18 protein-coding genes and 1 riboswitch are annotated in these 24,799 nt (G+C 72.9%); of the genes, 11 read left to right on the top strand and 7 right to left on the bottom strand.

Translation table 11 applies throughout. The features are described 5' to 3' along the window. Positions 1-226: 226 nt before the first annotated feature. The gene (locus tag MB828_RS21345) at positions 227-580 is read left to right on the top strand and encodes a hypothetical protein (protein WP_301649592.1); all 354 of its coding nucleotides are present in this window, start codon (positions 227-229) and stop codon (positions 578-580) included. Positions 581-599: 19 nt separating this feature from the next. On the opposite strand, the gene MB828_RS21340 is transcribed toward MB828_RS21345, so the two are convergent. Together MB828_RS21340 and MB828_RS21335 are read right to left on the bottom strand one after the other, a co-directional pair. After that, on the bottom strand, positions 600-1,565 hold the full coding sequence (locus tag MB828_RS21340) for a tellurite resistance/C4-dicarboxylate transporter family protein (protein WP_301649591.1): 966 nt from the start codon (positions 1,563-1,565) through the stop codon (positions 600-602). Between the two features lie 91 nt (positions 1,566-1,656). Further along, entirely contained in the window at positions 1,657-2,835 is a 1,179-nt protein-coding gene (locus MB828_RS21335; protein WP_301649590.1) for an NlpC/P60 family protein, read from the bottom strand. Between the two features lie 7 nt (positions 2,836-2,842). Then, a riboswitch (cyclic di-AMP (ydaO/yuaA leader) is annotated at positions 2,843-3,000 on the bottom strand. 283 nt (positions 3,001-3,283) lie between these two features. Here MB828_RS21335 and pcrA point away from each other — a divergent pair. After that, on the top strand, positions 3,284-5,770 hold the full coding sequence (pcrA, locus tag MB828_RS21330; protein WP_133028849.1) for a DNA helicase PcrA: 2,487 nt from the start codon (positions 3,284-3,286) through the stop codon (positions 5,768-5,770). 40 nt (positions 5,771-5,810) lie between these two features. On the opposite strand, the gene MB828_RS21325 is transcribed toward pcrA, so the two are convergent. Further along, complete coding sequence (locus tag MB828_RS21325) at positions 5,811-7,337, bottom strand: M23 family metallopeptidase (protein WP_301649589.1); 1,527 nt, start codon at positions 7,335-7,337, stop codon at positions 5,811-5,813. A gap of 295 nt (positions 7,338-7,632) precedes the next feature. Beyond that, on the bottom strand, positions 7,633-8,496 hold the full coding sequence (locus tag MB828_RS21320; RefSeq protein WP_301649588.1) for an esterase/lipase family protein: 864 nt from the start codon (positions 8,494-8,496) through the stop codon (positions 7,633-7,635). 316 nt (positions 8,497-8,812) lie between these two features. On the opposite strand from MB828_RS21320, the gene MB828_RS21315 reads away from it, so the two are divergent. Continuing rightward, a complete protein-coding gene (locus tag MB828_RS21315) occupies positions 8,813-9,229 on the top strand; it encodes a cobalamin B12-binding domain-containing protein (RefSeq protein WP_301649587.1) in 417 nt (138 codons plus the stop codon). A 177-nt stretch (positions 9,230-9,406) separates the two neighbouring features. Here the strand turns inward: MB828_RS21315 and MB828_RS21310 are convergent, their stop codons facing one another. Beyond that, positions 9,407-11,053 (bottom strand): DUF5691 domain-containing protein, encoded by a 1,647-nt coding sequence (locus MB828_RS21310; RefSeq protein WP_430381408.1) that lies wholly within the window; start codon positions 11,051-11,053, stop codon positions 9,407-9,409. A gap of 148 nt (positions 11,054-11,201) precedes the next feature. Beyond that, on the bottom strand, positions 11,202-12,557 hold the full coding sequence (locus tag MB828_RS21305; RefSeq protein ID WP_301649585.1) for an SWIM zinc finger family protein: 1,356 nt from the start codon (positions 12,555-12,557) through the stop codon (positions 11,202-11,204). A gap of 132 nt (positions 12,558-12,689) precedes the next feature. Here MB828_RS21305 and MB828_RS21300 point away from each other — a divergent pair, with 132 nt between their 5' ends. The 7 genes from MB828_RS21300 (at position 12,690) to sucD (ending at position 22,015) form a co-directional block, all read left to right on the top strand. Next, positions 12,690-13,808: an ATP-binding protein gene (locus tag MB828_RS21300; protein WP_301649584.1), complete on the top strand. Its 1,119-nt coding sequence runs from the start codon at positions 12,690-12,692 to the stop codon at positions 13,806-13,808. Next, positions 13,805-16,192 carry a DUF5682 family protein gene (locus MB828_RS21295; protein ID WP_301649583.1) on the top strand — a complete coding sequence of 796 codons (2,388 nt, stop codon included), beginning with the start codon at positions 13,805-13,807 and terminating at the stop codon, positions 16,190-16,192. The genes MB828_RS21300 and MB828_RS21295 overlap by 4 nt, the downstream gene beginning before the upstream one ends. Beyond that, positions 16,189-17,517, top strand: a complete 1,329-nt coding sequence (locus tag MB828_RS21290; RefSeq protein WP_301649582.1) for a VWA domain-containing protein — start codon at positions 16,189-16,191, stop codon at positions 17,515-17,517. Before MB828_RS21295 ends, MB828_RS21290 begins: the two co-directional genes overlap by 4 nt. A gap of 323 nt (positions 17,518-17,840) precedes the next feature. After that, positions 17,841-18,749, top strand: a complete 909-nt coding sequence (locus tag MB828_RS21285) for a hypothetical protein (protein WP_301649581.1) — start codon at positions 17,841-17,843, stop codon at positions 18,747-18,749. Positions 18,750-18,974: 225 nt separating this feature from the next. Beyond that, positions 18,975-19,493 (top strand): hypothetical protein, encoded by a 519-nt coding sequence (locus tag MB828_RS21280; RefSeq protein ID WP_301649580.1) that lies wholly within the window; start codon positions 18,975-18,977, stop codon positions 19,491-19,493. 428 nt (positions 19,494-19,921) lie between these two features. Then, on the top strand, positions 19,922-21,103 hold the full coding sequence (sucC, locus tag MB828_RS21275; protein WP_133028859.1) for an ADP-forming succinate--CoA ligase subunit beta: 1,182 nt from the start codon (positions 19,922-19,924) through the stop codon (positions 21,101-21,103). A gap of 27 nt (positions 21,104-21,130) precedes the next feature. After that, the gene (gene sucD, locus MB828_RS21270; protein WP_046733150.1) at positions 21,131-22,015 is read left to right on the top strand and encodes a succinate--CoA ligase subunit alpha; all 885 of its coding nucleotides are present in this window, start codon (positions 21,131-21,133) and stop codon (positions 22,013-22,015) included. Positions 22,016-22,363: 348 nt separating this feature from the next. Here the strand turns inward: sucD and MB828_RS21265 are convergent, their stop codons facing one another. Further along, positions 22,364-23,182 carry an RNA polymerase sigma factor gene (locus MB828_RS21265; RefSeq protein ID WP_301649579.1) on the bottom strand — a complete coding sequence of 273 codons (819 nt, stop codon included), beginning with the start codon at positions 23,180-23,182 and terminating at the stop codon, positions 22,364-22,366. 101 nt (positions 23,183-23,283) lie between these two features. Here MB828_RS21265 and MB828_RS21260 point away from each other — a divergent pair. Next, positions 23,284-24,799: cell division protein PerM (locus MB828_RS21260; protein WP_301649578.1), on the top strand; the 1,516-nt coding region annotated here is incomplete at its 3' end.

The following is a 24,799-nucleotide window of genomic DNA, read 5'->3' as shown; positions in this document are numbered from 1 at the left end:
GAATTGACGTGACCGGATCGTTACCGGACGGTATGTGGCCGGGGTTCCGGTCCGGAGCCGTCGGCTTCGCGGGCCGGGATGACCGAAGCGCCGGTTCCGGGGCGGGCGGAGTGCGGGGGGTGCTATGGGGTGCATATATGCGGCGCCTCGGGGCCACGCGTCCGGCCGCGCGGAAGGGAGGGGCCGGTGCCCGGCGCTCTCGCTGGCCCTGATTAGGCTCCGGGCCATGGACGTACTCATCCATCTCTTCGTCGGCCTGCACATCATCGGCATCGCCGCGCTCCTCGGCGGCTTCCTCACCCAGATGAAGGCGATGGGCCAGGGCACGGCCCGGTTCGTCCCCGGGATGCTGCACGGCGCGTTCACCATGCTCGCCACCGGCGTGGTCCTGGTCGGCCTCAACGAGGCCGACGGCCATCACGTCAACACCATCAAGATCGGCGTGAAACTCGCCCTGCTGATCGTGATCCTCGGGCTCGTCTACGTGAAACGTGACGACGAGAAGGTGGAGAAGGGGGCCTTCGCGCTGGTGGGCGCGCTGACCATGGTGAACGTCTTCATCGCCGTGCTGTGGACGTGATCCTCGCCGGCCATCCCGCTCAGGACGCCTTCCCGAGGGCGGCGCGGGTCGTCAGCACCGCCCCGGCGGCCACCGCGAGCCACGCCGCCACCGCGACCCACACCAGCACCCGGCCCAGCCCGTCCAGCCACGGCAGGCAGACGGCCGCGACCGACAGCGTCGCCGCCGCCGTCATCCCCATCGGGAACACCGTCGCCCAGCGCCGCACGTCGTAGCGCGGCCGGGGCCTGACCACCTCCGCGGCCAGCAGCACGACGTACCAGGCCAGGTCCAGGATCAGCAGCGCGACCGAGACCGTGCGCAGGACGCCACGGTCGTCGTCGTTCCACAGGTACAGCCGCGCGCTGTCGGCGGCCAGCAGCTTCGCCCCGGCCAGCGCGGAGATCGCGAGCGCGCCGCCGGCCACCCACTGGTCGCCGGGCCCCTCTACGACCTGCCGCCACACGAAATGGGGCACCGCGAGGCCGTACAGGGCCAGCCCCAGCCAGAACAGCACCAGCGCCAAGTGTGCGAGCCACGCCGTGCTCAGGGCCGCCGCCAGCGTCGCGCCGAGCACGGCGAGCCCCTCGGTGGCCACACAGCCCAGGAACACGGCACCGGGCATGCGGCCCCTCCAGTGCCGTACGACGAGGACGAGCAACGGCGGCCACAGCACTGCCGCCAGCGCCAGCAGTGCCTCGGCGAGGGGCTGCCGGCCGAGCAGCGAGAACCGCGTCCCCAGCACGGTCGTGGCGGCCACCGCGGTGAGCGCGCCCGGTGTCCGCGCCTCCGTCAGCCACCGCGGACGGTCCAGGGTCAGCCGCAGGACGAAGTTCGCGGCCAGCCCCACCCAGGCCACGCAGGCCAGCACCAGCGCGATCCGGGACAGGGTCTCCGCCCCCGCCTGACGCAGCCCCACCGAGACGATGCCGGTGGCCAGCACGGCGGCCCCGGCCGCCGGCGGGCGCTGCGCCCACCAGGCGCGGACGGGTGAGATGCCGGACATGGTGCCGATGCTAAGGAGCACCAACCGCCGTGCGAGCGGGCCACGCGCGCGGGACCCGCGAAATACGCGCGGGCAGTGGGAGGGGGGTGGTTCAGGCCGGTCGCACCACGCTGTGGATGATCGACTCGCCGCCGTAGTAGATCGACTCCTCCCGGACGTACGCGCCGGGCTTGGGGGCGTGGATCATCATGCCGTTCCCGATGTAGATGCCGACGTGGCTGACGTCGTCGTAGAAGAAGACCAGGTCGCCGGGCTGGGCGTCGGCGAGGGAGACGGTCGTGCCGGCGTTCACCTGGTCGTAGGTGGTGCGCGGCAGGGAGACACCCGCGGCCTTCCAGGCGGCCTGGGAGAGGCCGGAGCAGTCGTAGGAGCCGGGACCGGTCGCACCCCAGACGTACGGCTTGCCGATCTGCGCACGGGCGAAGGCGATCGCCTTGGCGGCCTTCGTGGCGTACGCGGAGCCGGAGGAGGACGACGACGATGACGACGAGGACGACGATGACGACGACGAGGACGTGGAGCCGCTCGAGGACGTCGACGAGGTGTCCTGCTCGGCTGCGGCCGCCGCCTGCTGCTTCGCGAGTTCCGCCGCCTTGCGGGCCGCCTCCTCCTGCTTCTTCTTCTCGATCTGCGCGAGCCGCGCCTTCTCCTCGGCCGTCAGCTTCGACAGCAGCTGCCGCGCGGAGGCCAGTTTCGTCTGGACGGTCGCCTTGGCGGTCTTCAGGTCGTCCTGTGTCTCGGTCAGCGACTCGAGGTTCCGGGCGGCCTCCTGCCGCTTCCTCATGGTCGCCGACTGCTGGGTGACGTAGTCGTCGACCGCGTCCTTCTGGCGCGAGGTCAGCCGGTTCATCAGCTGCGACTGGTCGAAGTAGTCCTGCGGGTCGTTCGCGAGCAGGAAGGTCGCCGTCTGGGGGACCTCGGTCCCGGTCCGGTACTGCGCGGCGGCGAACGACCCCAGTTCCTCGCGCGCCTTGTTCAGCCGGTCCGTGCGCCTGGCCACGTCGTCGAGCATGGAGTCGACGCGCTGGCGCTGCTTGCCGGTCTTCTCCTTGGCCGCGTCGTACTTCTCGGTCGCCGACTCCGCCTGCCGGTAGAGGTCGTCGACCTTCTTCTCCACCTCCTCCAGGCTCGGCCTGCCGTCCTCGGAGGGCGCCGCGTTGGCCGTCTGGGAGAGCAGGGCCACGGAGGTGAGGGCGGCGGTGGCCAGGGCGGGGGTGCGTATGCCTGCTACGCGCGTTGCGGAGGGGCGGGACTTCCGGTGCGACGCCAACGGAGGCGACTCCTTCCAGTGCTCCGCCTACCGAGTTAGCTGTCGGGTTCGGGCGGGTGGGTCGGAAGGGTTGCCCTACGGTGCGTCCCCCGGAGGGGCAGCGGGACCGATTCACCCCAAGGTCGGTGTGGGTCCCCGGCTCCGGATGCGCGGCGGCGCCCCGGACTCGGCGGAGGCCGCGCGGCCCGGCGACGTTCGCCGGTGAGGTCGTGCGGCCTGCCCGGCACGCTAGCCAACTCGTGTGCTCCGTGTGAAGGTTGATGTGCGATATGCCCGATACATTTTCGTGACCTGAGCGTTGCGTCTCCAGTCATGCGCCCGGTTTGTCGCGGCGTACGGCATCTTGCCCGGAATCACCCAACGTGACGGGGTGGATTCCGTCGGTGGCGGGGGCGAGTTTCCGGGGCGGGGACCGGTTGTCGGTGGCGCGCCCTAGACTCGGAGAGCGATGAGCAGCCTCTTTGACGACAGCTTCCTGGCGAGCCTCCAGCCCCCGCGCGGCCACGAGGAGGAACCCCCGCCGCCGCCCGAGGACGAGCACGGACCGGAGCCGGTTCCGGACGACCTGTTCGGCGGGCGGTTCGACGTGCCCCCGGACCGGGACGCCTACTACCGCGACGGCGCCGCCCGCCCGGCCCTGGACGCGGCCGCGCTCCTGGAGGGGCTGAACGAGAACCAGCGGGCGGCCGTGGTGCACGCCGGTTCCCCGCTGCTCATCGTGGCCGGCGCCGGTTCCGGCAAGACGCGGGTGCTCACCCACCGCATCGCCCACCTGCTGGGCGAGCGCGGGGTACACCCGGGCCAGATCCTCGCGATCACCTTCACGAACAAGGCCGCGGGCGAGATGAAGGAGCGCGTCGAGCAGCTCGTCGGCCCGCGCGCGAACGCGATGTGGGTGATGACCTTCCACAGCGCGTGCGTGCGGATCCTCCGCAGGGAGAGCAAGAAGCTCGGCTTCACCTCCTCCTTCTCGATCTACGACGCGGCCGACTCCAAGCGCCTGATGGCCCTGGTCTGCCGCGACCTGGACCTCGACCCCAAGCGGTACCCGCCGAAGTCCTTCAGCGCCCAGGTCAGCAACCTGAAGAACGAACTGGTCGACGAGGAGGACTTCGCCGCCCGCGCGAGTGACGGCTTCGAGAAGACCCTCGCCCAGGCCTACGCCATGTACCAGTCGCGGCTGCGCGAGGCGAACGCCCTCGACTTCGACGACCTGATCATGACGACGGTCAACCTGCTGCGTGCCTTCCCGGACGTCGCCGAGCACTACCGCCGCCGCTTCCGGCACGTCCTGGTCGACGAGTACCAGGACACCAACCACGCCCAGTACGCGCTGGTGCGCGAGCTGGTCGGGACCGGTACGCACGATGAGGACACCCCGCCCGGCGAGCACGACCTGCCCCCCGCCGAGCTGTGCGTCGTCGGTGACGCCGACCAGTCGATCTACGCCTTCCGGGGCGCGACGATCCGCAACATCCTCCAGTTCGAGGAGGACTACCCGAACGCGACGACGATCCTGCTGGAGCAGAACTACCGCTCCACGCAGACGATCCTCTCCGCCGCCAACGCGGTCATCGAGCGCAACGAGTCCCGCCGCCCCAAGAACCTGTGGACCAACGCGGGCGCGGGCGCGCAGATCACCGGCTACGTCGCCGACACCGAGCACGACGAGGCCCAGTTCGTCGCCGAGGAGATAGACCGTCTGACGGACGCGGGCGAGGCCAAGGCGGGCGATGTCGCCGTCTTCTACCGCACCAACGCGCAGTCCCGGGTCTTCGAGGAGATCTTCATCCGCGTCGGCCTGCCCTACAAGGTCGTCGGCGGCGTCCGCTTCTACGAGCGCAAGGAGGTCCGGGACGTCCTCGCCTATCTGCGGGTGCTGGCCAACCCGGAGGACTCCGTCCCGCTGCGCCGGATCCTGAACGTGCCCAAGCGCGGTATCGGCGACCGCGCGGAGGCGATGATCGACGCCCTCGCCCAGCGCGAGAAGATCAGCTTCCCGCAGGCGCTCAGGCGCGTCGACGAGGCGTACGGCATGGCCGCGCGGTCGACGAACGCGGTCAAGCGGTTCAACACGCTGATGGAGGAACTCCGTACGGTCGTGGAGTCCGGTGCCGGACCGGCCACGGTCCTGGAGGCGATCTACGAACGCACCGGGTACCTGGCCGAGTTGCAGAACTCGACGGACCCGCAGGACGAGACCCGTATCGAGAACCTCCAGGAACTCGCCTCCGTGGCCCTGGAGTTCGAGCAGGAGTCCGAGGAAGGCGAGGCGGCGGGCGGCCTCGCCGACTTCCTGGAGCGCGTCGCCCTGGTCGCCGACTCCGACCAGATCCCCGACGACGACGAGAACGGCGACGGCGTCATCACCCTGATGACCCTGCACACCGCCAAGGGCCTCGAGTTCCCGGTGGTCTTCCTGACCGGCATGGAGGACGGCGTCTTCCCGCACATGCGCGCCCTCGGCCAGACCAAGGAACTGGAGGAGGAACGGCGCCTCGCGTACGTCGGCATCACGCGCGCGCGGGAGCGGCTGTACCTCACCCGGTCGTCGATGCGCAGCGCCTGGGGTCAGCCGTCGTACAACCCGCCGTCCCGCTTCCTGGAGGAGATCCCGGGCGCCTTCCTGGAGTGGAAGCGGACCGGGGCGATGGCACCGGTGTCGTCCGGACCCGCGTCGGGCGTGGCCGCCTCGCTCTCCTCGACCCGCTCGCGTTCCTCGGCGTCGGGTGCCTCGGGCTTCGCCACCCGGCGGACCGCGGAGAAGCCGGTGGTCTCGCTGGCCGTCGGCGACCGCGTCACCCACGACCAGTTCGGCCTCGGCACGGTCGTCGCGGTGAAGGGCACGGGCGGGAACGCGGAGGCGACGATCGACTTCGGCGACACCAAGCCGAAGCGCCTGCTGCTGCGGTACGCGCCGGTGGAGAAGCTGTAGACGCGGGAGCCCCCGCCGTCGGCGGGGGCTCGTCGGGCGATCAGGTGGGATCAAGTCCGTGGCTGCGCAGCCACGGCAGCGGGTCTATGGCGGCACCGCCCGCCGGCCGGACCTCGAAGTGCAGGTGCGGCCCGGTCGAGTTGCCGGAGTTGCCGGAGTACGCGACCGGGTCGCCGGCCTTCACCGTCGTACCGGAGGCGACACGGTACGAGGAGAGGTGGCAGTACCACGTCTCCGTGCCGTCCTTCGCGGTCACGATCAGCATGTTGCCGTAGGCGCTGTTCCACTTGGTGGAGACGACGCCGTCGGTCGCTGCCATCACCGTGGTCCCGTAGGAGACGGGGAAGTCGATGCCGGTGTGGACGGACATCCAGTTGACGCCGGCCTGGCCGAAGTAGGCGCTGAGCCCCCGCTGCGTGACCGGGAGCACGTACTTGGGGCGCAGTCGCTCCTTGCGGGCCGCCTCCGCCGCCGCCTTCTTCTTCTCGGCCTCCTGCTGGGCCTTGAGGTCGATGCGCTCCTGGGTCCGGCTGGCCCGGTCGGCGAAGTCGTCGGCGCCCGCCGAGAGGGTCCTGAGCTGGGCGTCGAGCTTGCTGTTGGCGGCGGACGGTTTCACCGACTGCGCGTCGGAGGCCGAGGCCGTCGTGTCCTTGCCGTCGTCGGTCAGGCTCCCGACGGAGGCGGCCGCGATCCCGGCGACCCCCATCACGCAGGCCGAGGGCACGGCGATGGTCAGCAGGGCGGACCGCTTGGGGGGCGTACGACGGCGGGAACGCGCTCCCGCACGCGAGCCGGCCCGTGTCGCGGACGGTGCCGGAGTGACCTCTTCCTGGTCCTCCAGCAGTGGCGTTACTGCAGGTAGCTCACCGGTGGCCGACAGCTCCCCCTCAGCGGCGGGAACCTCCTCGTACGAGCCCTCCTCGTACGAGCCCTCCTTGTACGGGCCCTCTTCGTACGGGCTCTCCTCGTACGGGCTCTCCTCGTAGGACTCGTACGGTGCCTCCTCGTAGGGAAGCTGCTCGAAGGAGCCGGTGGCCTGCGGTTCGTGCTCCGGCTCGGCGGCCTGCGCCGGAGTGCCGTCGGAGTTCCACTGCGTGGCGTCGTACGCGCCCGTGTCGAAGGCCTGGGTGCCCCACTCCCACTGCTGGGTGGCGCCGGCCATGGCCGACTGGTCGGGCTGGAGCCAGGCGTTCGCGTCCCAGTGGCCGCTGGTGTCGGCGACCGCGCCCTGCGTTCCCTGCGCGGGAACGGCCCAGGCGGTGTTGTCGTAGGCGCCGGAGTCGTAGGCGGCATGGTGCTGGGCGGCGTACGCGTCGTAGTTGAGCGTCTGGTCGCCGACCGTCTGCCACTGCGTGGCGTCGTACGTGCCGGTGGCCTGGCTCTGGCCGGGAAGACTGCCGAACAGCGGGTCGTTGTGGAACGGGGCACCGGTAGCGGACTGGTCGCCGTACGTGGTGAATTCGCCGTACTGGGCTTCCTGGGTGCCGTATGACGCGTAGTGCGCCGGGCCGGCGTCGGAGCCCGGGGCCGGGGTGGTCAAGGTCCCCGACGGGTGACGGTCGTTCACCAACTTCTCTTTCGCCTCGACAACAGGGGCTGCCAGAGCAGTGCGGCGACTGTACCCGGCGGTATGCGGGCGCGACAATCTTCAACAGGTTTCGTGGTTCCGGGAAACGGGCATTCGGCCGTGTTTCGGGGGACGGCGGGCGCGGGTTTGGCTTTGTGTTCGAGGAGTGTTCGAGGTTGGTGCCGGTTCAGCGGCCCTGATTCGGTTGCGCCCGGCGCCCGTTGTCCGCCCGAAGCGAGCCGAATGCTCCCGCTGTCCGGATTGCCCTCACGTCATTCCTCCCACGCCATGGCCCTCACGCCACGGTCAGGCCGCCGGGTATCCGCTCCTCCGGCCGCGCCTCGTCGAGGGCCTGGCGTATGCCGGTCGCGACCGCCGGGTGGACCGGCAGGGCGAGGTGGCCGATCCCGGTCACGCGCACGTTCTCCGTGACGAGGTCCGGATGCTCGACACGGGCCGTCTCCACCGGCTCCATCAGCGAGTCGAGGTCGCTCCAGAAGCTCACGAACCGGGTACGGCAGCCGGGCGCCGGGCGGGCCAGCTCCTCGATCACCTCGGAACCGGGACGCATCTGGCGCACGATCGGGTGCGCGTCGGCGAGTGGCGCGACGCGGGTGCCGGAGTGCGGGGTGCCGAGCGTCACCAGCGTGCGGACGCGCAGGTCGCCGCCGAGGCGCTGGACGTAGTAGCGCGCGATCAGCCCGCCGAGGCTGTGTCCGACGATGTCGACGCGGCGGCTGCCGGTGCGCTCGCAGATCTCCTCTATGTGCCGGCCGAGCAGCTCCGCGGCGGTGCGGATGTCGCAGGTCAGTGGCGAGTAGTTGAGCGACTCGACGCGCTGGCCGCCGTGCTGGGCGAGGGAGCGGCGCAACAGGACGAAGACCGAGCGGTTGTCGATGAAGCCGTGCAGCAGCACGACCGGCGGGGCCGCCCGGACCGGCAGCCGGTCGGCGCCGGCGGGCTCCGCCGCGGGCGTGCCGGGGGCGGGCGGGCGGCGCTCCGGGGTGAGGCCGGTCGGATAGAGCAGCAGATGCCCGGCGAGGATCGCGGCTTCCAGGGCGGTCGACTTCAGGAGGGCCAGCGACAGTCCGGCGAGTCTGCCCGGCAGGAGGCGGCGGCAGAGCGGGAGAAAGGGTTCGATCATCCCGGTGACCTTCATCGGCCGGCCTCCTGTCGGCACGCGGAGGGCGGCTCTGTCCCCCGTGCGCCCTTGTGGGAGACCGAGCGACAGCCGTGAGGGTACGACGGCAGGCCGCGTCGCATGCCCCTGTCGCCCCCGCGGACCACGCTGCGGCTCCCTGACGTGTCCCACTGTGTGTGATTTCCCCCTCGGTAACCTCCGCGAAACAGCCGGTTGCGGGATGCTGGAGATAACGTTCGTTCACTTAAGACGGGTGGCGGAACGCGCCGAATGTGCGGTACTTCTCGGTACGGGTGGATGTCGGCGCGTTCGTTTCATGGTCATGGAGGCAGTGATGGGTGTGGCAGCCGGTCCGATCCGCGTGGTGGTGGCCAAACCGGGGCTCGACGGCCACGACCGCGGCGCCAAGGTCATCGCGCGGGCGCTGCGCGACGCGGGTATGGAGGTCATCTACACCGGGCTCCATCAGACGCCGGAGCAGATCGTCGACACGGCCATCCAGGAGGACGCCGACGCGATCGGCCTCTCCATCCTCTCCGGCGCCCACAACACCCTGTTCGCCGCGGTCCTCGACCTGCTCAGGCAGCGCGACGCGGAGGACATCCTCGTGTTCGGCGGCGGGATCATCCCCGAGGACGACATCGCGCCTCTCAAGGAGAAGGGCGTCGCCGCGATCTTCACGCCGGGCGCGACCATGGCGTCGATCGTGGAGTGGGTCCGGGAGAACGTCCGGCAGCCGACCGAGGCGTAGTTCCGCGGTCGCGGGGGGCCGACGAACCGGGGTGCGGGAATGGGGTCGGCGGGGGCTGGGGAGTGCGGCGCGTGGTTCGGTGCGGCGATGCTGTGGCTTGTCGCGCAGTTCCTCCCCCAGCCTTCGGCCGGGGGTGCCCCCAGCGCCCCTTTGCGGGGCGCTTTTCCCACGCGTTCTTCAATGAGTACCGTCGAGTTCGGTCAGCATCGTCGCTCTCAGCTTCAGGGTTGTGACCAGGCGCTGGAAGGCCTCCGCCCAGTAGCCGCCGGCGCCCGGTGCCGCGTCCTCCCGTTCGTCCGGGATCGCCAGCAGCGCGTCCAGCCGGCCGGCTTCCGCGGGGTCGAGGCAGCGTTCGGCCAGGCCCATCACCCCACTGAAGCTCCAGGGGTAACTCCCCGCGTCCCGGGCGATGTTGAGGGCGTCCACCACGGCCCGGCCGAGCGGTGCGGGCCACGGTACGGCGCACATGCCGAGCAGTTGGAACGCCTCCGAAAGACCGTGCGCCGCGATGAACCCGGCGACCCAGTCGGCCCGTTCCGCCCCCGCCAGCGTGCCCAGCAGCTTGGCCCGCTCGGCCAGGGACACCGCACCGGGACCGCCCGCCTCCGGCGCGGCCGGTGCCCCGAGCAGCGCTCGCGCCCACTCGGCGTCCCGCTGCCGTACCGCGGCCCGGCACCAGGCGGCGTGCAACTCGCCCTGCCAGCCGTCCGCCACCGGCAGCGCCACGACCTCCTGGGGCGTACGGCCGCCGAGCCGTGCCGACCAGCCGGCTAGCGGAGCCGCCTCCACCAACTGCCCCAGCCACCAGGACCGTTCACCGCGCCCGGCCGGCGGTCTGGCCACCACTCCGTCATGTTCCATCCCCGGATCGCACTCCGGCGGCGCCTCCACCACGAGCACCGGCCCGTCCCCGGTGTGGTCGACCGCCACACACGCCCCGGCCCGTACCGCCATCCGTCGCGCCAGGGCCGAGCCGGGCAGTGCGGACAACAGCTCCGCCGCCGTGGTCCGCACGTTACGGCTCCGGTCCGACAGGGCCAGCTCCAGGAACGGCTCGTCCGCGGCGGCCAGTCCCGTGCGCAGCGAGTCGAGGAACATCAGCCGGTCCTCGGCCCGCTCCGTCGCCCAGGACTCCGCCAGCAGCTCGCGTGCCGCCTCGGGCGTACGGGCGCGCAGCGTCGCCAGCAGCGCGACCCGCTCGGCGAACAGTCCCTCCTGCCACAACCGCCGTACCGCGTCGGCGTCCTCGGGGTCGGGCAGGGCCGCGCCGCCGCCCGGTGCCGCGCGCAGCGCGAACCGCCAGTCCTGGTTGAGCCGCGCCAGCCACAGGGCGCGCGGTCCGGCGAAGGCCAGCACGGCGGGCCGCAGGTCGGTACGGCCCCGGGCCGCGTCCAGCAGCGCCGGCAGGGACTCGGGGGGCGCCGCGAACCCGCGCGCGTCGGCCGCCGCGAGCCACTGCGGCAGCAGCTCCACGAGGTCGGGCGAGGTACCCCGGCGGCCGCCGGTCCCGGCGCCGGGACGGTCGGCGAGCAGCATCGCCAGTCTGCGCGCCGCGGCGGCCGGGAGCGCCGGGCGCCGGTCCTCGGGGGCCGGTTCGGGGCGCCGCGCGGGCGGTGCCGGGCACAGGCCGGCCCGGCGCCGTACCGTCGCCACGGCCGCCTCGTCCAGCAGGGCGGCCGGGGCTTCCCGGCCGGGGCCGGTCGTGGGCGGCCGCCGGTCCGTGCCCAGCAGTGCCGTGGTGACGAGGTCCTCCCAGTCCGTCACGGGGGTGTCCCTTCTGGTAGCCGGGTGAGCCGGGTGAGCCGGGTGAGCCGGGTGGGGCATCGGTGGATCGCGGCGCTCGGGTCCGCGTCCGGGTACGGGCGGTTTCCGTGAGCCGTCCCGGCCGGTGGGTCGGTCGAGCTGTCTCGCCGGTGGCCGGCCGAGCCGTTCCGGCCGGTGGTCGGTCGAGCCGTCTCGGCCGGTGGCGGGGTCAGCACAGCGGAACCGCCTCGCCGGCTCCCTCCGGCCAGGCGGTCAGCGGCGTGAAGCCGCAGTGGCCGCACTCGCCGAAGACCGTGACCGGGGCGCCGCCGGAGAGCGCGACCAGCCGCCACAGGCCGGGGCGGGAGCGCGCGGCGGGGGCGAGCGGCAGTGCCGATTCGTGCTCCGCGTCCGCGAGTTGCCAGGAGTCGCCGTCCGGGACGGGGACGACCCGGTCCAGCGTCACCGGCACCGACTCCAGCCAGGGGTCCTCGCGCAGTGCTTCTCCGTAGCGGGCCGCCGCCCGCGCGGTGGACACGCCGGGGGGCCGTGCCGACAGGGGCGCGGGCGCGGCGAACCGCTCGCCCAGCGCCGCCCGGTGCTGACCCGCCCCCGGGTAGGCGGACAGCTCCGCCTCCAGGGCGAGGCCGACCGGCAGCGCCAGTTCGGGAGCACGGCCGGCCGCGCCGTAGGAGAGGAGCAGCGCCGTACGGCCCGAGTCCGTGCCGTGCAACCAGATCCGGCGGGTCGTCAGCTTCGCGTCCACCGTGTCGTACTGGGCGAGGACCAGCCAGCGGTCACGCACCGGCGGACCGTCCGCCGTGGCGGGCAGGCCCACCCGGGAGCGGACCGTGGCCGCGAGCTCCGCCGGGAGCCGGTCGCGGCGCAGCCAGCCCTGGTCGAGGAGGTGCAGCAGCGCGCACTCCTCGAGGAGCCGCACCGGCCAGCCCGGTCCTGAGGCCGGTATCGCCCCCAACTCACGCACCCTGGCCGCCAGTCCGGGGGCCTGGGCGTCGACCATGCGGGCCGCCGTCTCCTCCCACAGCCCGTATCCGGCCTGCTCGGCCGCGGCCAGGCCGCCGCGCAGCAGGTCGTACAGGCGCTGCTCCAGCTCCGTCGCGCCCGCCGTGACCCGCTCGGCCCGCTTCTCGGCCCGTCTCCGGGCCGCCTCGGGATCAGCGGGGGCCGCGGAACTCCCGGCGTCCGCAGGGCGTTTGTCCTCCGCGCGCTTGCGTCTGCCCGCGAGCCACTGCTCGGCCCAGTCCGGCGGCCGGGCCGCCGTCGGCACCGCGTCGCCCCCGGCCGCCCACAGCAGGAGCAGTCCGAGGGCGTGCTTGCACGGGAACTTCCGGCTCGGGCAGGTGCACTTGCAGGCGGCCCCCGCCGGATCCGCCAGGTCGACGATCGTCTGGTACGGCTTGCTGCCACTGCCCTTGCACAGTCCCCATACCGCCCCCTCCTCGCAACTCCCCGCCCCGGACCACGGCCCCGCCGCTCCGAGCTTGCTTCCCGCCTTGCGTGACGCGGTGTCAGGCGCCAGGGCCAGCACCTGGTCCGCACTCCAGCGCACCCCCTGCTGAGTCATGCCATCGAAGGTAGATCCCCCCACTGACAATCGCCCCGGCAAGAGCATTTGTGCAGGTCAGGGCGATTGTCAGTGGCGTGGTGCACGGTGGACACCAGATCCGAACCGGCCGAGCTGGAGGGGGCCTCAGCCATGACTGTGTCCGTGGAACCGACCGACCCGACGACCGTCGAAGGTGCGCTGCGACCGCACGCCGAGCAGGCCTTCGCCGCCGAACTCGCGGCGCTGGCCGCGCAGGACGACCGGCCGCGCCCGGCCCGCTGGAAGCTGTCGCCGTGGGCGGTCGCCACCTACCTGCTCGGCGGCACGCTGCCGGACGGCACGGTGATCACACCGAAGTACGTCGGTCCGCGCCGCATCGTCGAGGTCGCCGTCACCACCCTCGCCACCGACCGCGCCCTGCTCCTGCTCGGCGTGCCCGGAACCGCCAAGACCTGGGTCTCCGAGCACCTGGCCGCCGCCGTCAGCGGTGACTCGACCCTGCTCGTGCAGGGCACGGCCGGCACCCCCGAGGAGGCCATCCGCTACGGCTGGAACTACGCGCGGCTGCTGGCCCACGGCCCGAGCCGGGACGCCCTGGTGCCCAGCCCAGTCATGCGGGCCATGGCGGAGGGCATGACGGCGCGAGTCGAGGAGCTGACCCGGATCCCGGCCGACGTCCAGGACACGCTGATCACGATCCTGTCCGAGAAGACCCTGCCGATCCCGGAGCTGGGCCAGGAGGTGCAGGCGGTCCGCGGCTTCAACCTGATCGCCACCGCCAACGACCGCGACCGAGGGGTCAACGACCTCTCCAGCGCCCTGCGCCGCCGCTTCAACACCGTGGTGCTGCCACTGCCGGAGAGCCCGGACGCCGAGGTCGACATCGTCGCGCGCCGCGTCGACCAGCTCGGCCGCTCCCTGCGGCTGCCGGCCGCGCCCGACGGCATCGAGGAGATCCGCCGCGTCGTCACCGTCTTCCGCGAGCTGCGCGACGGCGTCACCGCCGACGGCCGCACCAAGCTGAAGTCGCCCAGCGGCACGCTCTCCACGGCCGAGGCGATCTCCGTCGCCACCCATGGCCTCGCCCTGGCCGCCCACTTCGGGGACGGCGTGCTGCGGGCTGGGGACGTCGCGGCCGGCATCCTCGGGGCGGTCGTCCGCGACCCGGCGGCCGACCGGGTCGTCTGGCAGGAGTACCTGGAGACGGTCGTCCGGGAACGCGACGGCTGGAAGGACTTCTACCGCGCCTGCCGGGAGGTGAGCGCGTGAGCGACAGCGCACGGCGGCCGGGACCGCTGCTCCTGGGGGTCCGGCACCACGGGCCCGGCTCGGCACGGGCGGTGCGGGCCGCCCTGGAGGCCGCCCGGCCGAAGACGGTGCTGATCGAGGGGCCGCCCGAGGCGGACGCGCTGATCCCGCTGGCCGCCGACCCGGAGCTGCGGCCACCCGTCGCGCTCCTCGCGCACGCGGTGGACGAGCCCGGCTGCTCGGCGTTCTGGCCGTTCGCCGACTTCAGTCCCGAGTGGGTGGCCGTCCGCTGGGCCCTGGAACACGAGGTCCCGGCCCGCTTCATCGACCTGCCGGCCACGCACACGCTGGCGTGGCGGAAGGCGGAGGAGGAAGAGACAGCGGAGAGGCCCCCGGCCGCGGGCGCCGAGCCCGGCACCGCGCGGCAGATGCGCATCGACCCCCTCGGCGCCCTGGCCGAGGCCGCCGGTCACGACGATCCCGAGCGCTGGTGGGAGGACGTCGTCGAGCACCGCGGCGGCACCGGGGAACGGGACGCGTTCGCGCCGTTCGCCGCGGTGGAGGAGGCGATGACGGCGCTGCGGGAGACGTACGGGGCCGACGGCCGGGACCGCGACCCCGTGCGGGAGGCCCACATGCGGATCCGGCTGCGAGCGGCACAGCGGGAGTTCGGTGACGAGGTCGCCGTGGTGTGCGGAGCCTGGCATGTGCCGGCGTTGCGCGCGAAGAGCTCCGTCGCCGCCGACCGGGAGCTGCTGAAGGGACTGCCCAGGATCAGGACGGACATGACCTGGGTGCCGTGGACCAACCGCCGGCTGGCCCGGACGAGCGGGTACGGCGCGGGCATCGACTCCCCGGGCTGGTACGGCCACCTGTTCAGCGCTCCGGACCGGCCCGTCGAACGGTGGCTCACCAAGGTGGCCGGACTGCTGCGCGAGGAGGACCGGATCGTCTCCTCGGCCCATGTCATCGAGGCGGTGCGGCTGGCCGAGAGCCTGGCGGTGCTGCGCGGCCGCCCGCTGCCCGGCCTGGGGGAGACGACCGACGCGGTGCGGGCGGTGCTGTGCGAGGGCTCCGACGTCCCGCTGGCGCTGGTGCACGACCGGCTGGTGGTCGGGGACGTGCTGGGGGAGGTGCCGGAGGCGGCGCCCGCGGTGCCGTTGCAGCGGGACCTGGTGCGGGAGCAGCGCAGGCTCCGGCTCAAGCCGGAGGCGCTCGAGCGGGAACTCGATCTCGACCTGCGCAAGGAGACCGACGCCGGGCGCAGCCGGCTGCTGCACCGGCTGCGGCTGCTCGGCGTCGGGTGGGGGGAGCAGGTGCGGTCGCGGGGGAGCACGGGCACGTTCCGGGAGACCTGGCGGCTGTGCTGGGAGCCCGAACTGTCGGTGCGGGTGGCCGAGGCCGGGGTGTGGGGGACGACCGTCCACGGTGCGGCGACGGCCAGGGCCGAGGCCGACGCGGCGGGCGCGAGCGCGCTCGCCGAGGTCACCGCGCTCGCCGAACTGTGCCTGCGGGCCGGGCTGTCGGACGCGCTGCCGGTGGTGATGCGGGCGCTCGCCGACCGGGCCGCCCTCGACACGGACGTCGGCCGGCTCGCCGAGGCCCTGCCCGCCCTGGTCCGCGCCCTGCGCTACGGCGACGTCCGGGGCACCGACGTACGGGCGCTCGCCGAGGTCGCCGCGGGCCTCGCCGACCGGGTCTTCGTCGGGCTTCCGCCGGCCTGCGCCGCCCTCGACGCGGACGCGGCACAGGAGATGCGGGGCCATGTCGACGCGGTGCACGCGGCGGTGGGGCTGCTCGGCGACACCGGGAGCGGGGCGGCGCCGGCCGGAAGCGCGGCGGGTGCCGGTTCCGGCCATGGTGACCTCCGCCGCCGCTGGCGGGCCGTGCTGCGCACGCTGTCCGGGCGGGACACCGTGCCCGGGGTGCTCCGCGGCCGGGCCGTGCGGATCCTGCTGGACGAGGGGGAGCTGGGCGCGGAGGAGGCGGCCCGGCTGATGGGGCTGGTGCTGTCACCGGGGACCCCGCCGGCGGACGCGGCCGCCTGGATCGAGGGGTTCGTCGGAGGCGGCGGGGGCGGCATGCTGCTCGTCCACGACGAACGGCTGCTCGGTCTGGTCGACGCCTGGCTGACCGGGGTACCGGCGGAGGCGTTCACGGACGTGCTGCCGCTGCTGCGGCGGACGTTCTCGTCGTACGAGCCGGGCGTGCGCAGGACGATCGGCGAACTGGTGCGCCGAGGGCCGGGGGAGCGGCCGGCGGGGCGGGGACAGGCCGGCGCGACACCGGGGTTCGGCGCCGACGCGGACGCCGGGCGGGCCGACGCCGTACTGCCGGTGCTGCGACTGCTGCTCGGCCTCGACGACACCGCACCGGACAACGACCTTGTGGGAGCAGGGAGATGACCACGGACGCGACGAACACCGACACGACGACCGCCAGCGGCCTGTCGGCCGGCACGAGCACGACGACCGCAACTGACACGACGACCGCCGCCGGCGTGGCGGCCGACACGGGCACGGCGGCCGACACGGGCACGGCGGCCGGGACGGGCACGGTGGCCGGAGTCGGAGTTGGAGTCGGTGAGCTCGGGCGGGAGCGGTTGCGGCGGTGGCGGCTGGTGCTGGGGGGTGAGGCCGCCGACGGGACCGGGTGCGCGCTGTCGGGGCGGGACGCGGCGATGGACGGGACACTGGCCGCGCTCTACGGGAAGGGGGACAGACCGCAGTCGGGGCGGGAGCGGTCCGCGGGGCTCGGGGCGTCGGCCCCGTCGGTGGCGCGCTGGCTCGGTGACATCCGCACGTACTTCCCGTCCTCCGTCGTCCAGGTCATGCAGCGCGACGCCATCGACCGGCTGGGGCTGGCGTCGCTGCTGCTGGAACCGGAGATGCTGGAGGCGGTGGAGGCCGACGTCCACCTGGTCGGCACGCTGCTCTCGCTCAACAAGGCGATGCCGGAGACGACGAAGGAGACGGCACGGGCGGTCGTGCGCAAGGTCGTCGCGGACCTGGAGAAGCGGCTCGCCACCCGCACCCGGGCCACCCTCACCGGCGCTCTCGACCGCAGTGCCCGTGTCAACCGGCCACGCCATCACGACATCGACTGGAACCGCACGATCGCGGCCAACCTCAAGCACTACGTCCCGGAGTACCGGACGGTGGTGCCGGAACGCCTCGTGGGATACGGGCGGGCGTCGCAGTCGGTGAAGAAGGAGGTCGTGCTCTGCATCGACCAGTCCGGGTCGATGGCCGCGTCGGTGGTCTACGCCTCGGTGTTCGGGGCGGTGCTGGCGTCCATGCGGTCGATCGACACCCGGCTGGTGGTCTTCGACACGGCGGTGGTCGATCTCACCGACCAGCTGGACGATCCGGTGGACGTGCTGTTCGGCACGCAGCTCGGCGGCGGTACGGACATCAACCGGGCGCTGGCGTACTGCCAGTCGCAGATCACCCGGCCGGCGGAGACCGTCGTCGTGCTCATCAGCGACCTCTACGAGGGCGGGATACGCGACGAGATGCTGAAACGGGTCGCGGCGATGAAGGCGGCGGGGGTGCAGTTCGTGGCGCTGCTCGCGCTGTCGGACGAGGGGGCGCCCGCGTACGACAGGGAGCACGCGGCGGCACTCGCGGCGCTCGGGGCACCGGCGTTCGCGTGCACGCCCGACCTCTTCCCCGAGGTGATGGCCGCGGCGATCGAGAAGCGGCCGGTCCCGGTGCCCGACACGGTGTGAAAGGGGCACAAACGGGGCTCAGTTGTGAAGGGGGTGTCAGCAGGAAGAGGTCACGTAAAGCCAAGCAGGTCTCATCAGGCCAAAGTTCTCTCACAAAACAGACATGAATACCCATCGGTAATGCAGGGGTTGCGCAACTGTGGGCAGGGCGTGCAAGGATCGACACACGCGCCGTGCCCCGTGTTCCACGCCCGCACGCCGTGTCCCTCGATCCGCGTCCTCGATCCGTGTTCTGTCTTTTCACTCCGCGTCCTTGCTCCGCCGCACGGAGGGTCCGTTCCGTCTTGACCTCGCCAGCAGCTCTGTCCGCAGACGCGGTGCGCGTGTCGCGTACCGTGCCGGGGCGGCGTGCGTTGCAGCTGGCGTTGCTGGTGGGCGGGCTGCTCGCGCTGGGCTTCCTCTGCGGGGGCCGGGCGCAGGCGGCCGAGGGGACGACGCCGGCCACACCGTCGCTGTCCGCGGCGACCTCGGTCACCACGGTGACCTCGACGGTGGGCCGGGAACTGGGAGTGCCTGAGGAGCCGTCGGCGCCGCACAAGCGCATACCTGTGGTTTCCGGGACGCCCGTCGCTCCGGTGGTCGACCAGACCGTTCGGACGGCGACGACGACGGTGGCGGGGACGGTCCGGTCCGCGACCGGCACGGTCGTGTCCGTGACCGGGGCCGTGACCCAGGTGGTCGGTGACGTGGTGCAGCAGGTGTCGGAGCTGCAGCAGACACTTCCTGTGGTGTCCACGCTGCCCGCGCTGCCGTCGCTGCCGCAGACGGCGTCCACCCTGCCGGTGGTGCAGCTTCCCGGTTCGGCCGAGGCGCCGGGCGAGACGGTTCCGCTGCCGGTCACCCCGGCACCCGGCGGTGACCGGCCGCAGGCGCCGGCCCCGCACAGCGCCGGGGACGAGAAGCCCCATGCCACGGCGGACGCGTCCGCGACCGTGTCGTACGGGCCGCGGATCACCTTCACGGCCCCCGCCGCCGCCGACGCCGCGGCGCACAGCCGTGGGCACCGGGGCACGCGTGCCGTGGACGCCCCTTCGCACCCCGCGCCCACCGGGGACCCGGACGGGGCGCTGGGCAAGTCGGCGGTGGACGGTTCCGCCGCCAGGCACGGTGACGCGCATGCCGTCACCCTGGACGGCCGGGCGCCGCTGAGGCTGCTGCCCGGTGCCGCCGCGCACGTCGACGCGGCCGAGACCCGGGACCGGTACCGGGACATCCCCGTCTTCCCCGGCTAGGACCGGCGACCGCCTTCCCCGCCCCAGACCTGTCGCGCGGGGGCGGAACAGGTCTGCCCGTCCGTCCGGACTCCTGAGGATCACCCTTCCGCATCCCCCCTTCGGGTCCTCCTCCGGTCTTCCCCGGACGGCGTTGTCCCCCAGCCGCGCTTCCGGCCCCTCCGGAAGCCCTCCCGGCTCCGCGTGCGCCCCAGGGCGCCGGAGCCTCGAAGGACTGACGCACGCATGAACGAGAACATCCGCCGCTCCACCATGACGACCGCCGGCCTGACCGGCGAAGGAACCGTGTCCGACCCGCGTGACGCGGTGCGGAGCGCGGCCGCGGCAGGCCGGCAGGTCCGTACGGCACCCGGCCGGTACGCAGTGACCCCCGTGACGGACCTGGCGGCCGTCCGGGCGGCCAGGTTCCGCGGCGCCCAGGCCATCCTGGGCGCACGGGCGGGCCGGGCCGCGCAGGCCACGGCCAAGGCCCAGGACGCCGCCAGGGCCCAGGCCCGGGCCCTGCAGAAGCGGGCGGCCGCCATGCTCACGAACTCCATCGCCACCGGCACCGCCCCGCACGGCGCCGACCACCTCTTCGGCACGGCCACCGCGACGGGCGTGACGGGCACGACGGGCACGACGGGCGCGACGGCGACGGGCGCGACGGGCGTGACCAGCGGGGCCGCCGTGACCAGCGTGATGGGCGTGATCGGCGCGGCCGACGGTGCGCACGGTCCGGGGCAGCCGACCTGCTCCGTCTGATGACTCCGGGGGTGAGACGGCCGGCCGGCCGAACGCCGTCGGCGCGTACGGCCGTGTCCCGCGGTCCGGGCCTGCTGATCCCCGTGGGGACGGGGATCAGCAGGCCGGCTCCGAGGGCTGAGAGCTCTCGGGGTCTGAGGCCTCACCGGGCCAGCCCCGGCCCGGTGAGGCCTCGCACATCACCGGCAGGACGGCACGCCGTGCCAGAAAGCCGCTGTATACCCGGCATCATGTGACAGGTATCACCGCTCAGGTGTGACCCTCGATTTAGGGAGCCCCCACGAGCGGCGATAACCTGCGAGACGGACATGCCGCGCGCTCGGACACCGTGTGCGCTTCCCCTGTGACCCAAGCGGACGTCACGTTGCCCTTCGCGGCACGCCCACGCATCCAACGAACCGCGAGATCACTGATAGGGACGGAAGCGCGTGGACCTGTTCGAGTACCAGGCGAGGGACCTCTTCGCCAAGCACGATGTACCGGTGCTGGCCGGTGAAGTCATCGACACGCCTGAGGCGGCGCGCGAGATCACCGAGCGGCTGGGCGGCAAGTCCGTCGTCAAGGCGCAGGTGAAGGTCGGTGGTCGTGGCAAGGCCGGTGGCGTCAAGCTGGCCGCCTCCGCGGACGAGGCCGTCGCCCGTGCGACGGACATCCTCGGGATGGACATCAAGGGCCACACGGTCCACAAGGTGATGATCGCCGAGACGGCCCCGGAGATCCTCGAGGAGTACTACGTCTCCTTCCTCCTCGACCGTGCCAACCGCACCTTCCTCTCCATCGCGTCCGTCGAGGGCGGCATGGAGATCGAGGAGGTGGCGGCCACCCGCCCCGAGGCCGTCGCCAAGACGCCGATCGACGCGATCGACGGTGTGGACCTGGCCAAGGCCAAGGAGATCGTCGCCGCGGCGAAGTTCCCGGCCGAGGTCGCCGACAAGGTCGCCGACGTCCTGGTCAGGCTGTGGGACACCTTCATCAAGGAGGACGCCCTCCTCGTCGAGGTGAACCCGCTCGCGAAGGTCGCCTCCGGTGACGTCATCGCCCTCGACGGCAAGGTGTCGCTGGACGACAACGCCGAGTTCCGCCACGCGGACTGGGCGGAGCTCCACGACAAGGCCGCGGCCAACCCGCTGGAGGCCGCCGCCAAGGAGAAGAACCTCAACTACGTCAAGCTCGACGGCGAGGTCGGCATCATCGGCAACGGCGCGGGTCTCGTCATGAGCACCCTGGACGTCGTCGCGTACGCCGGTGAGAACCACGGTGGCGTCAAGCCCGCCAACTTCCTCGACATCGGTGGCGGCGCCTCCGCCCAGGTCATGGCGAACGGCCTGGAGATCATCCTGGGCGACCCCGACGTCAAGTCGGTCTTCGTCAACGTCTTCGGTGGCATCACCGCCTGTGACGAGGTCGCCAACGGCATCGTGCAGGCCCTGAAGCTCCTGGAGGACCGCGGCGAGGACGTCTCCAAGCCGCTCGTCGTCCGTCTCGACGGCAACAACGCCGAGCTGGGCCGCAAGATCCTCACCGACGCGAACCACCCGCTGGTGCAGCGCGTCGACACCATGGACGGCGCGGCCGACAAGGCCGCCGAGCTGGCCCACGCCGCCAAGTAAGCACTCAGGACGAGGACACAACACACCATGGCTATCTGGCTCAACAAGGACAGCAAGGTCATCGTCCAGGGCATGACCGGCGCCACTGGCATGAAGCACACCAAGCTCATGCTGGGTGACGGCACCAACGTCGTGGGCGGCGTCAACCCGCGCAAGGCCGGTCAGAAGGTCGACTTCGACGGCACCGAGGTACCGGTCTTCGGCACCGTCAAGGAGGCCATCGAGGCCACCGGCGCCAACGTCTCCGTCATCTTCGTGCCGGAGAAGTTCACCAAGGACGCGGTCGTCGAGGCCATCGACGCCGAGATCCCGCTGGCCGTCGTGATCACCGAGGGCATCGCCGTGCACGACTCGGCGTCCTTCTGGGCGTACGCCGGCAAGAAGGGCAACAAGACCCGGATCATCGGCCCGAACTGCCCCGGCATCATCACCGTCGGCCAGTCCAACGTCGGCATCATCCCGGGCGACATCACCAAGCCGGGCCGTATCGGCCTGGTCTCGAAGTCCGGCACGCTGACGTACCAGATGATGTACGAGCTGCGTGACATCGGCTTCTCGACCGCCGTCGGCATCGGTGGCGACCCGATCATCGGCACCACGCACATCGACGCGCTCGCCGCGTTCGAGGCCGACCCCGACACCGACCTGATCGTCATGATCGGTGAGATCGGCGGCGACGCCGAGGAGCGGGCCGCGGACTTCATCGCGAAGAACGTGACCAAGCCGGTCGTCGGTTACGTCGCGGGCTTCACCGCCCCCGAGGGCAAGACCATGGGCCACGCCGGCGCCATCGTCTCCGGTTCGTCGGGCACCGCCCAGGCGAAGAAGGAGGCCCTGGAGGCCGCGGGCGTCAAGGTCGGCAAGACCCCGACGGAGACGGCCAAGCTGGCCCGCGAGATCCTCGCCGGCTGAGCGTCGTTCCCGACGCCGGTTCACTGAACGTCGGTAGGCCTGTCCCCGGGGTGGGGGCGGGCCTACCGACGTTTCGCCCACCCGCACTGCCCCATGCGGCACGCATGCCCGCAGCAGCGCCTCATAAGGCGCTGCGGGGCACACGCAACTACACAGCCGACGTGACCGCAGCACCCCGTAAGGGCCGCAGGGGCACACGCAACTACACAGTCGGCGTGACCGCAGCGGCCCCGTAAGGGGCGCGGGGAACTGCGCGACCAGCCCCCACCGGCCCGCAGCCGACGGTCTACCGCGCCACCGCTACCCATCCCCACGGTCTACCGCGCCACCGCTACCCATCCCGACGGTCTATCTCGCCACCGGTACCAACCTCTCCGGCCCCCTCTCGGCAGCCCCCCGCAGCTTCGCCTGCAACACCCGCTCCCCGGCCGACAACGGTCCCAGCCCCACCTCCGCCGGCACCCCGCTGATCGCCTGCGCGGGCCCGATCGGCGCCTCGTAGTGCGTCGGTGCCGTCCGCAGCGTGAGCGTCGTCGCCACGATGATCGTCGCCGTGAAGGCCAGCGCGGACCGGGTCCAGAACCGGGTCTGCCGTTCGGCACAGGTACGGACGGAGGGGGGCGCCTGGGCCGCGCGCAGGCTTTCCGCGGAGGCCAGTTCGGTGAGACGGCGGTGCAGCGCGGCCGGGTCGGCGAGTTCCGGCACCCGGTCGGCGACCAGCCGCCGCGCCTGGGTCAGCCGTCCGGCCGCCGCCGGTGTGCTCGCCTCCGTCTCCGCCGCCGTCTCCGGCAGGTCGAGCCCGACGCCGTCGTACAGCAGCAGCGTGCGACGGTACGTCGGCGGCAGTTGCAGCAGCGCGTCCAGCAGGGCGCGGTCGGCCGCGTCGGCCGGCGGGGGTTCGGGGTGGCGGTAGCGCAGCCGGAAGCGGTGCCAGGGGGAGAGCGCGCACTCGTGCGCCACCGCCCGCACCCAGCCGGCCGGGTCCCGGTCGCGGGCCACCTGCGGCCAGTTCTGCCAGGCGAGTTGGAAGGCCCGCTCGACCGCCTCCCGCGCCAGCTCCCGGCGCCCGGTGAGCAGGAAGGTCTGCCGTACCAGGGCCGGGGCGCAGAACGCGTAGAGCGCGTCGAAGGCCTGAGTGGGCGTCAGGGCCGGGGACGGTGCCGCCATGCTTATTTTCCTACCTTCCTACGAAAAAACACATAAACGTATATTGAGCGACACTTCGGTGGTTCGCCTGTTACGACGGAAAGGCGCGTGTCGTTGGGAGCATGGCGAGCGTGATTCGGATGACCGCCCGCCGACCGTCGTTGTCGCTGTTGCTCAGCCCGCTGCGCGACCGGGTGCGCGACCGTTCCCCCGGGTTCGCCGCGAGCCTGGCGGCCGGTGCGCTCGCGGCCGGGCTCGGGCTCGGCGCGTTCGCGGTCCTGGCGATCGCGCTGTGGGTCAGCTCGCCGTATCCCGACAGCGGTCCGGGCGGCGCGCTGCACGTCGCGGCGGCTCTGTGGCTGCTCGCCCACGGCGTGGAACTGGTCCGCACCGACACCCTCTCCGGGGTCCCGGCGCCCGTCGGGATCACGCCGCTGCTGCTGGCGGCGGTGCCGGCGCTGCTGGTGTACCGGGGTGCGCGGGACGCCGTCGACGCGCCGGAGACGATGGACACGGCGGACGGCGACGAGGCGGACGCACCGCCGCCGGTCCACGCCCCCACCGCGTGGACCGGGGTCGTCGCCGGTTACCTCGGCGTCGGCGGCTGCGCCGCGCTGTACGCGTCCGGCGGTGAACTGCGGCCCCAGTGGGGCTGGGTGACGGTGTGCCTGCCCCTGCTCGTGGTGGCCGCGGCGGGCGGCGGAGTGTGGACGGCGTACGGCCGTCCGCGCGAACCGCTGCTGGCCCTGGCGGCCCTGCTGCCGGGTCGGGTACGACGGCGGCTGCTCGGGCGGGACACCAGGGTGCGGTGGGGTACGGCCGCCCGCGCGTCCTTCGCCGGGACGGCGGTGTTCCTCGGCGGCGGGACCCTGCTGCTCGCGGTGTCGCTGGTGGGGCACGGGGACGCGGCGCGAGCCTCGTTCCTCCAGCTCACGGAGGGGTGGACGGGACGGTTCGCGGTCCTGCTGCTCTGCGTCTGCCTCGTCCCCAACGCGGCCGTGTGGTCGGCGTCGTACGCCGTCGGCCCCGGCTTCGCGCTCGGCGCCGGGCACGTGGTGAACCCGCTGGCCTCGGATCCGGCGCCGCTCCTGCCGCCCTTTCCGCTACTGGCGGCGGTACCGCAGGCCGGTCCGGGCACGCCGGCCGACTGGCCGGCCGGGGTGGTGCCGGTGGCGGCCGGGGTGACGGTGGCGTGGTTCGTCGTGGGCAGGGCGGTGCGGCGAGGGTGGTCGGCCGGGCGTACGGCGGGCGTGGTGACACTGGCGGCGCTGCTGTGCGGCCTGCTCCAGGCGACGCTGGCCGAGCTGTCCGGCGGCCCGCTGGGCGTCGCCGCGCTCACCCGCTTCGGCCCCCTGTGGTGGCAGACGGGCCCGGCGACCGGGGCATGGCTCCTCGCCGTGGGCGTCCCGGCGGCCCTGGCGCTCAGAGCGTGGCGCGTCCGCACCCCCCGCCCCTCGAAACCGGAACCCGCCCAGCCGGCTCCGACGACATCACCCTCGGCCGCGCCCGCGGCATCGCCCCCGCCCGCGGCACCGGCACTGATCCCGCCGCCGGACGAGGAAGACGCCTACGACCTGCTCCCCGCAGACGACGACACACCCCCCTTGCACCCCCTCCTCCCACCCCCGACCGCCCCCC

The organism is Streptomyces arenae (assembly GCF_022343545.1).
GTDB lineage: Bacteria > Actinomycetota > Actinomycetes > Streptomycetales > Streptomycetaceae > Streptomyces > Streptomyces humi.
Note: the sequence above shows the minus strand (reverse complement) of the source record. Positions and strands in the feature narration are given on the sequence as shown.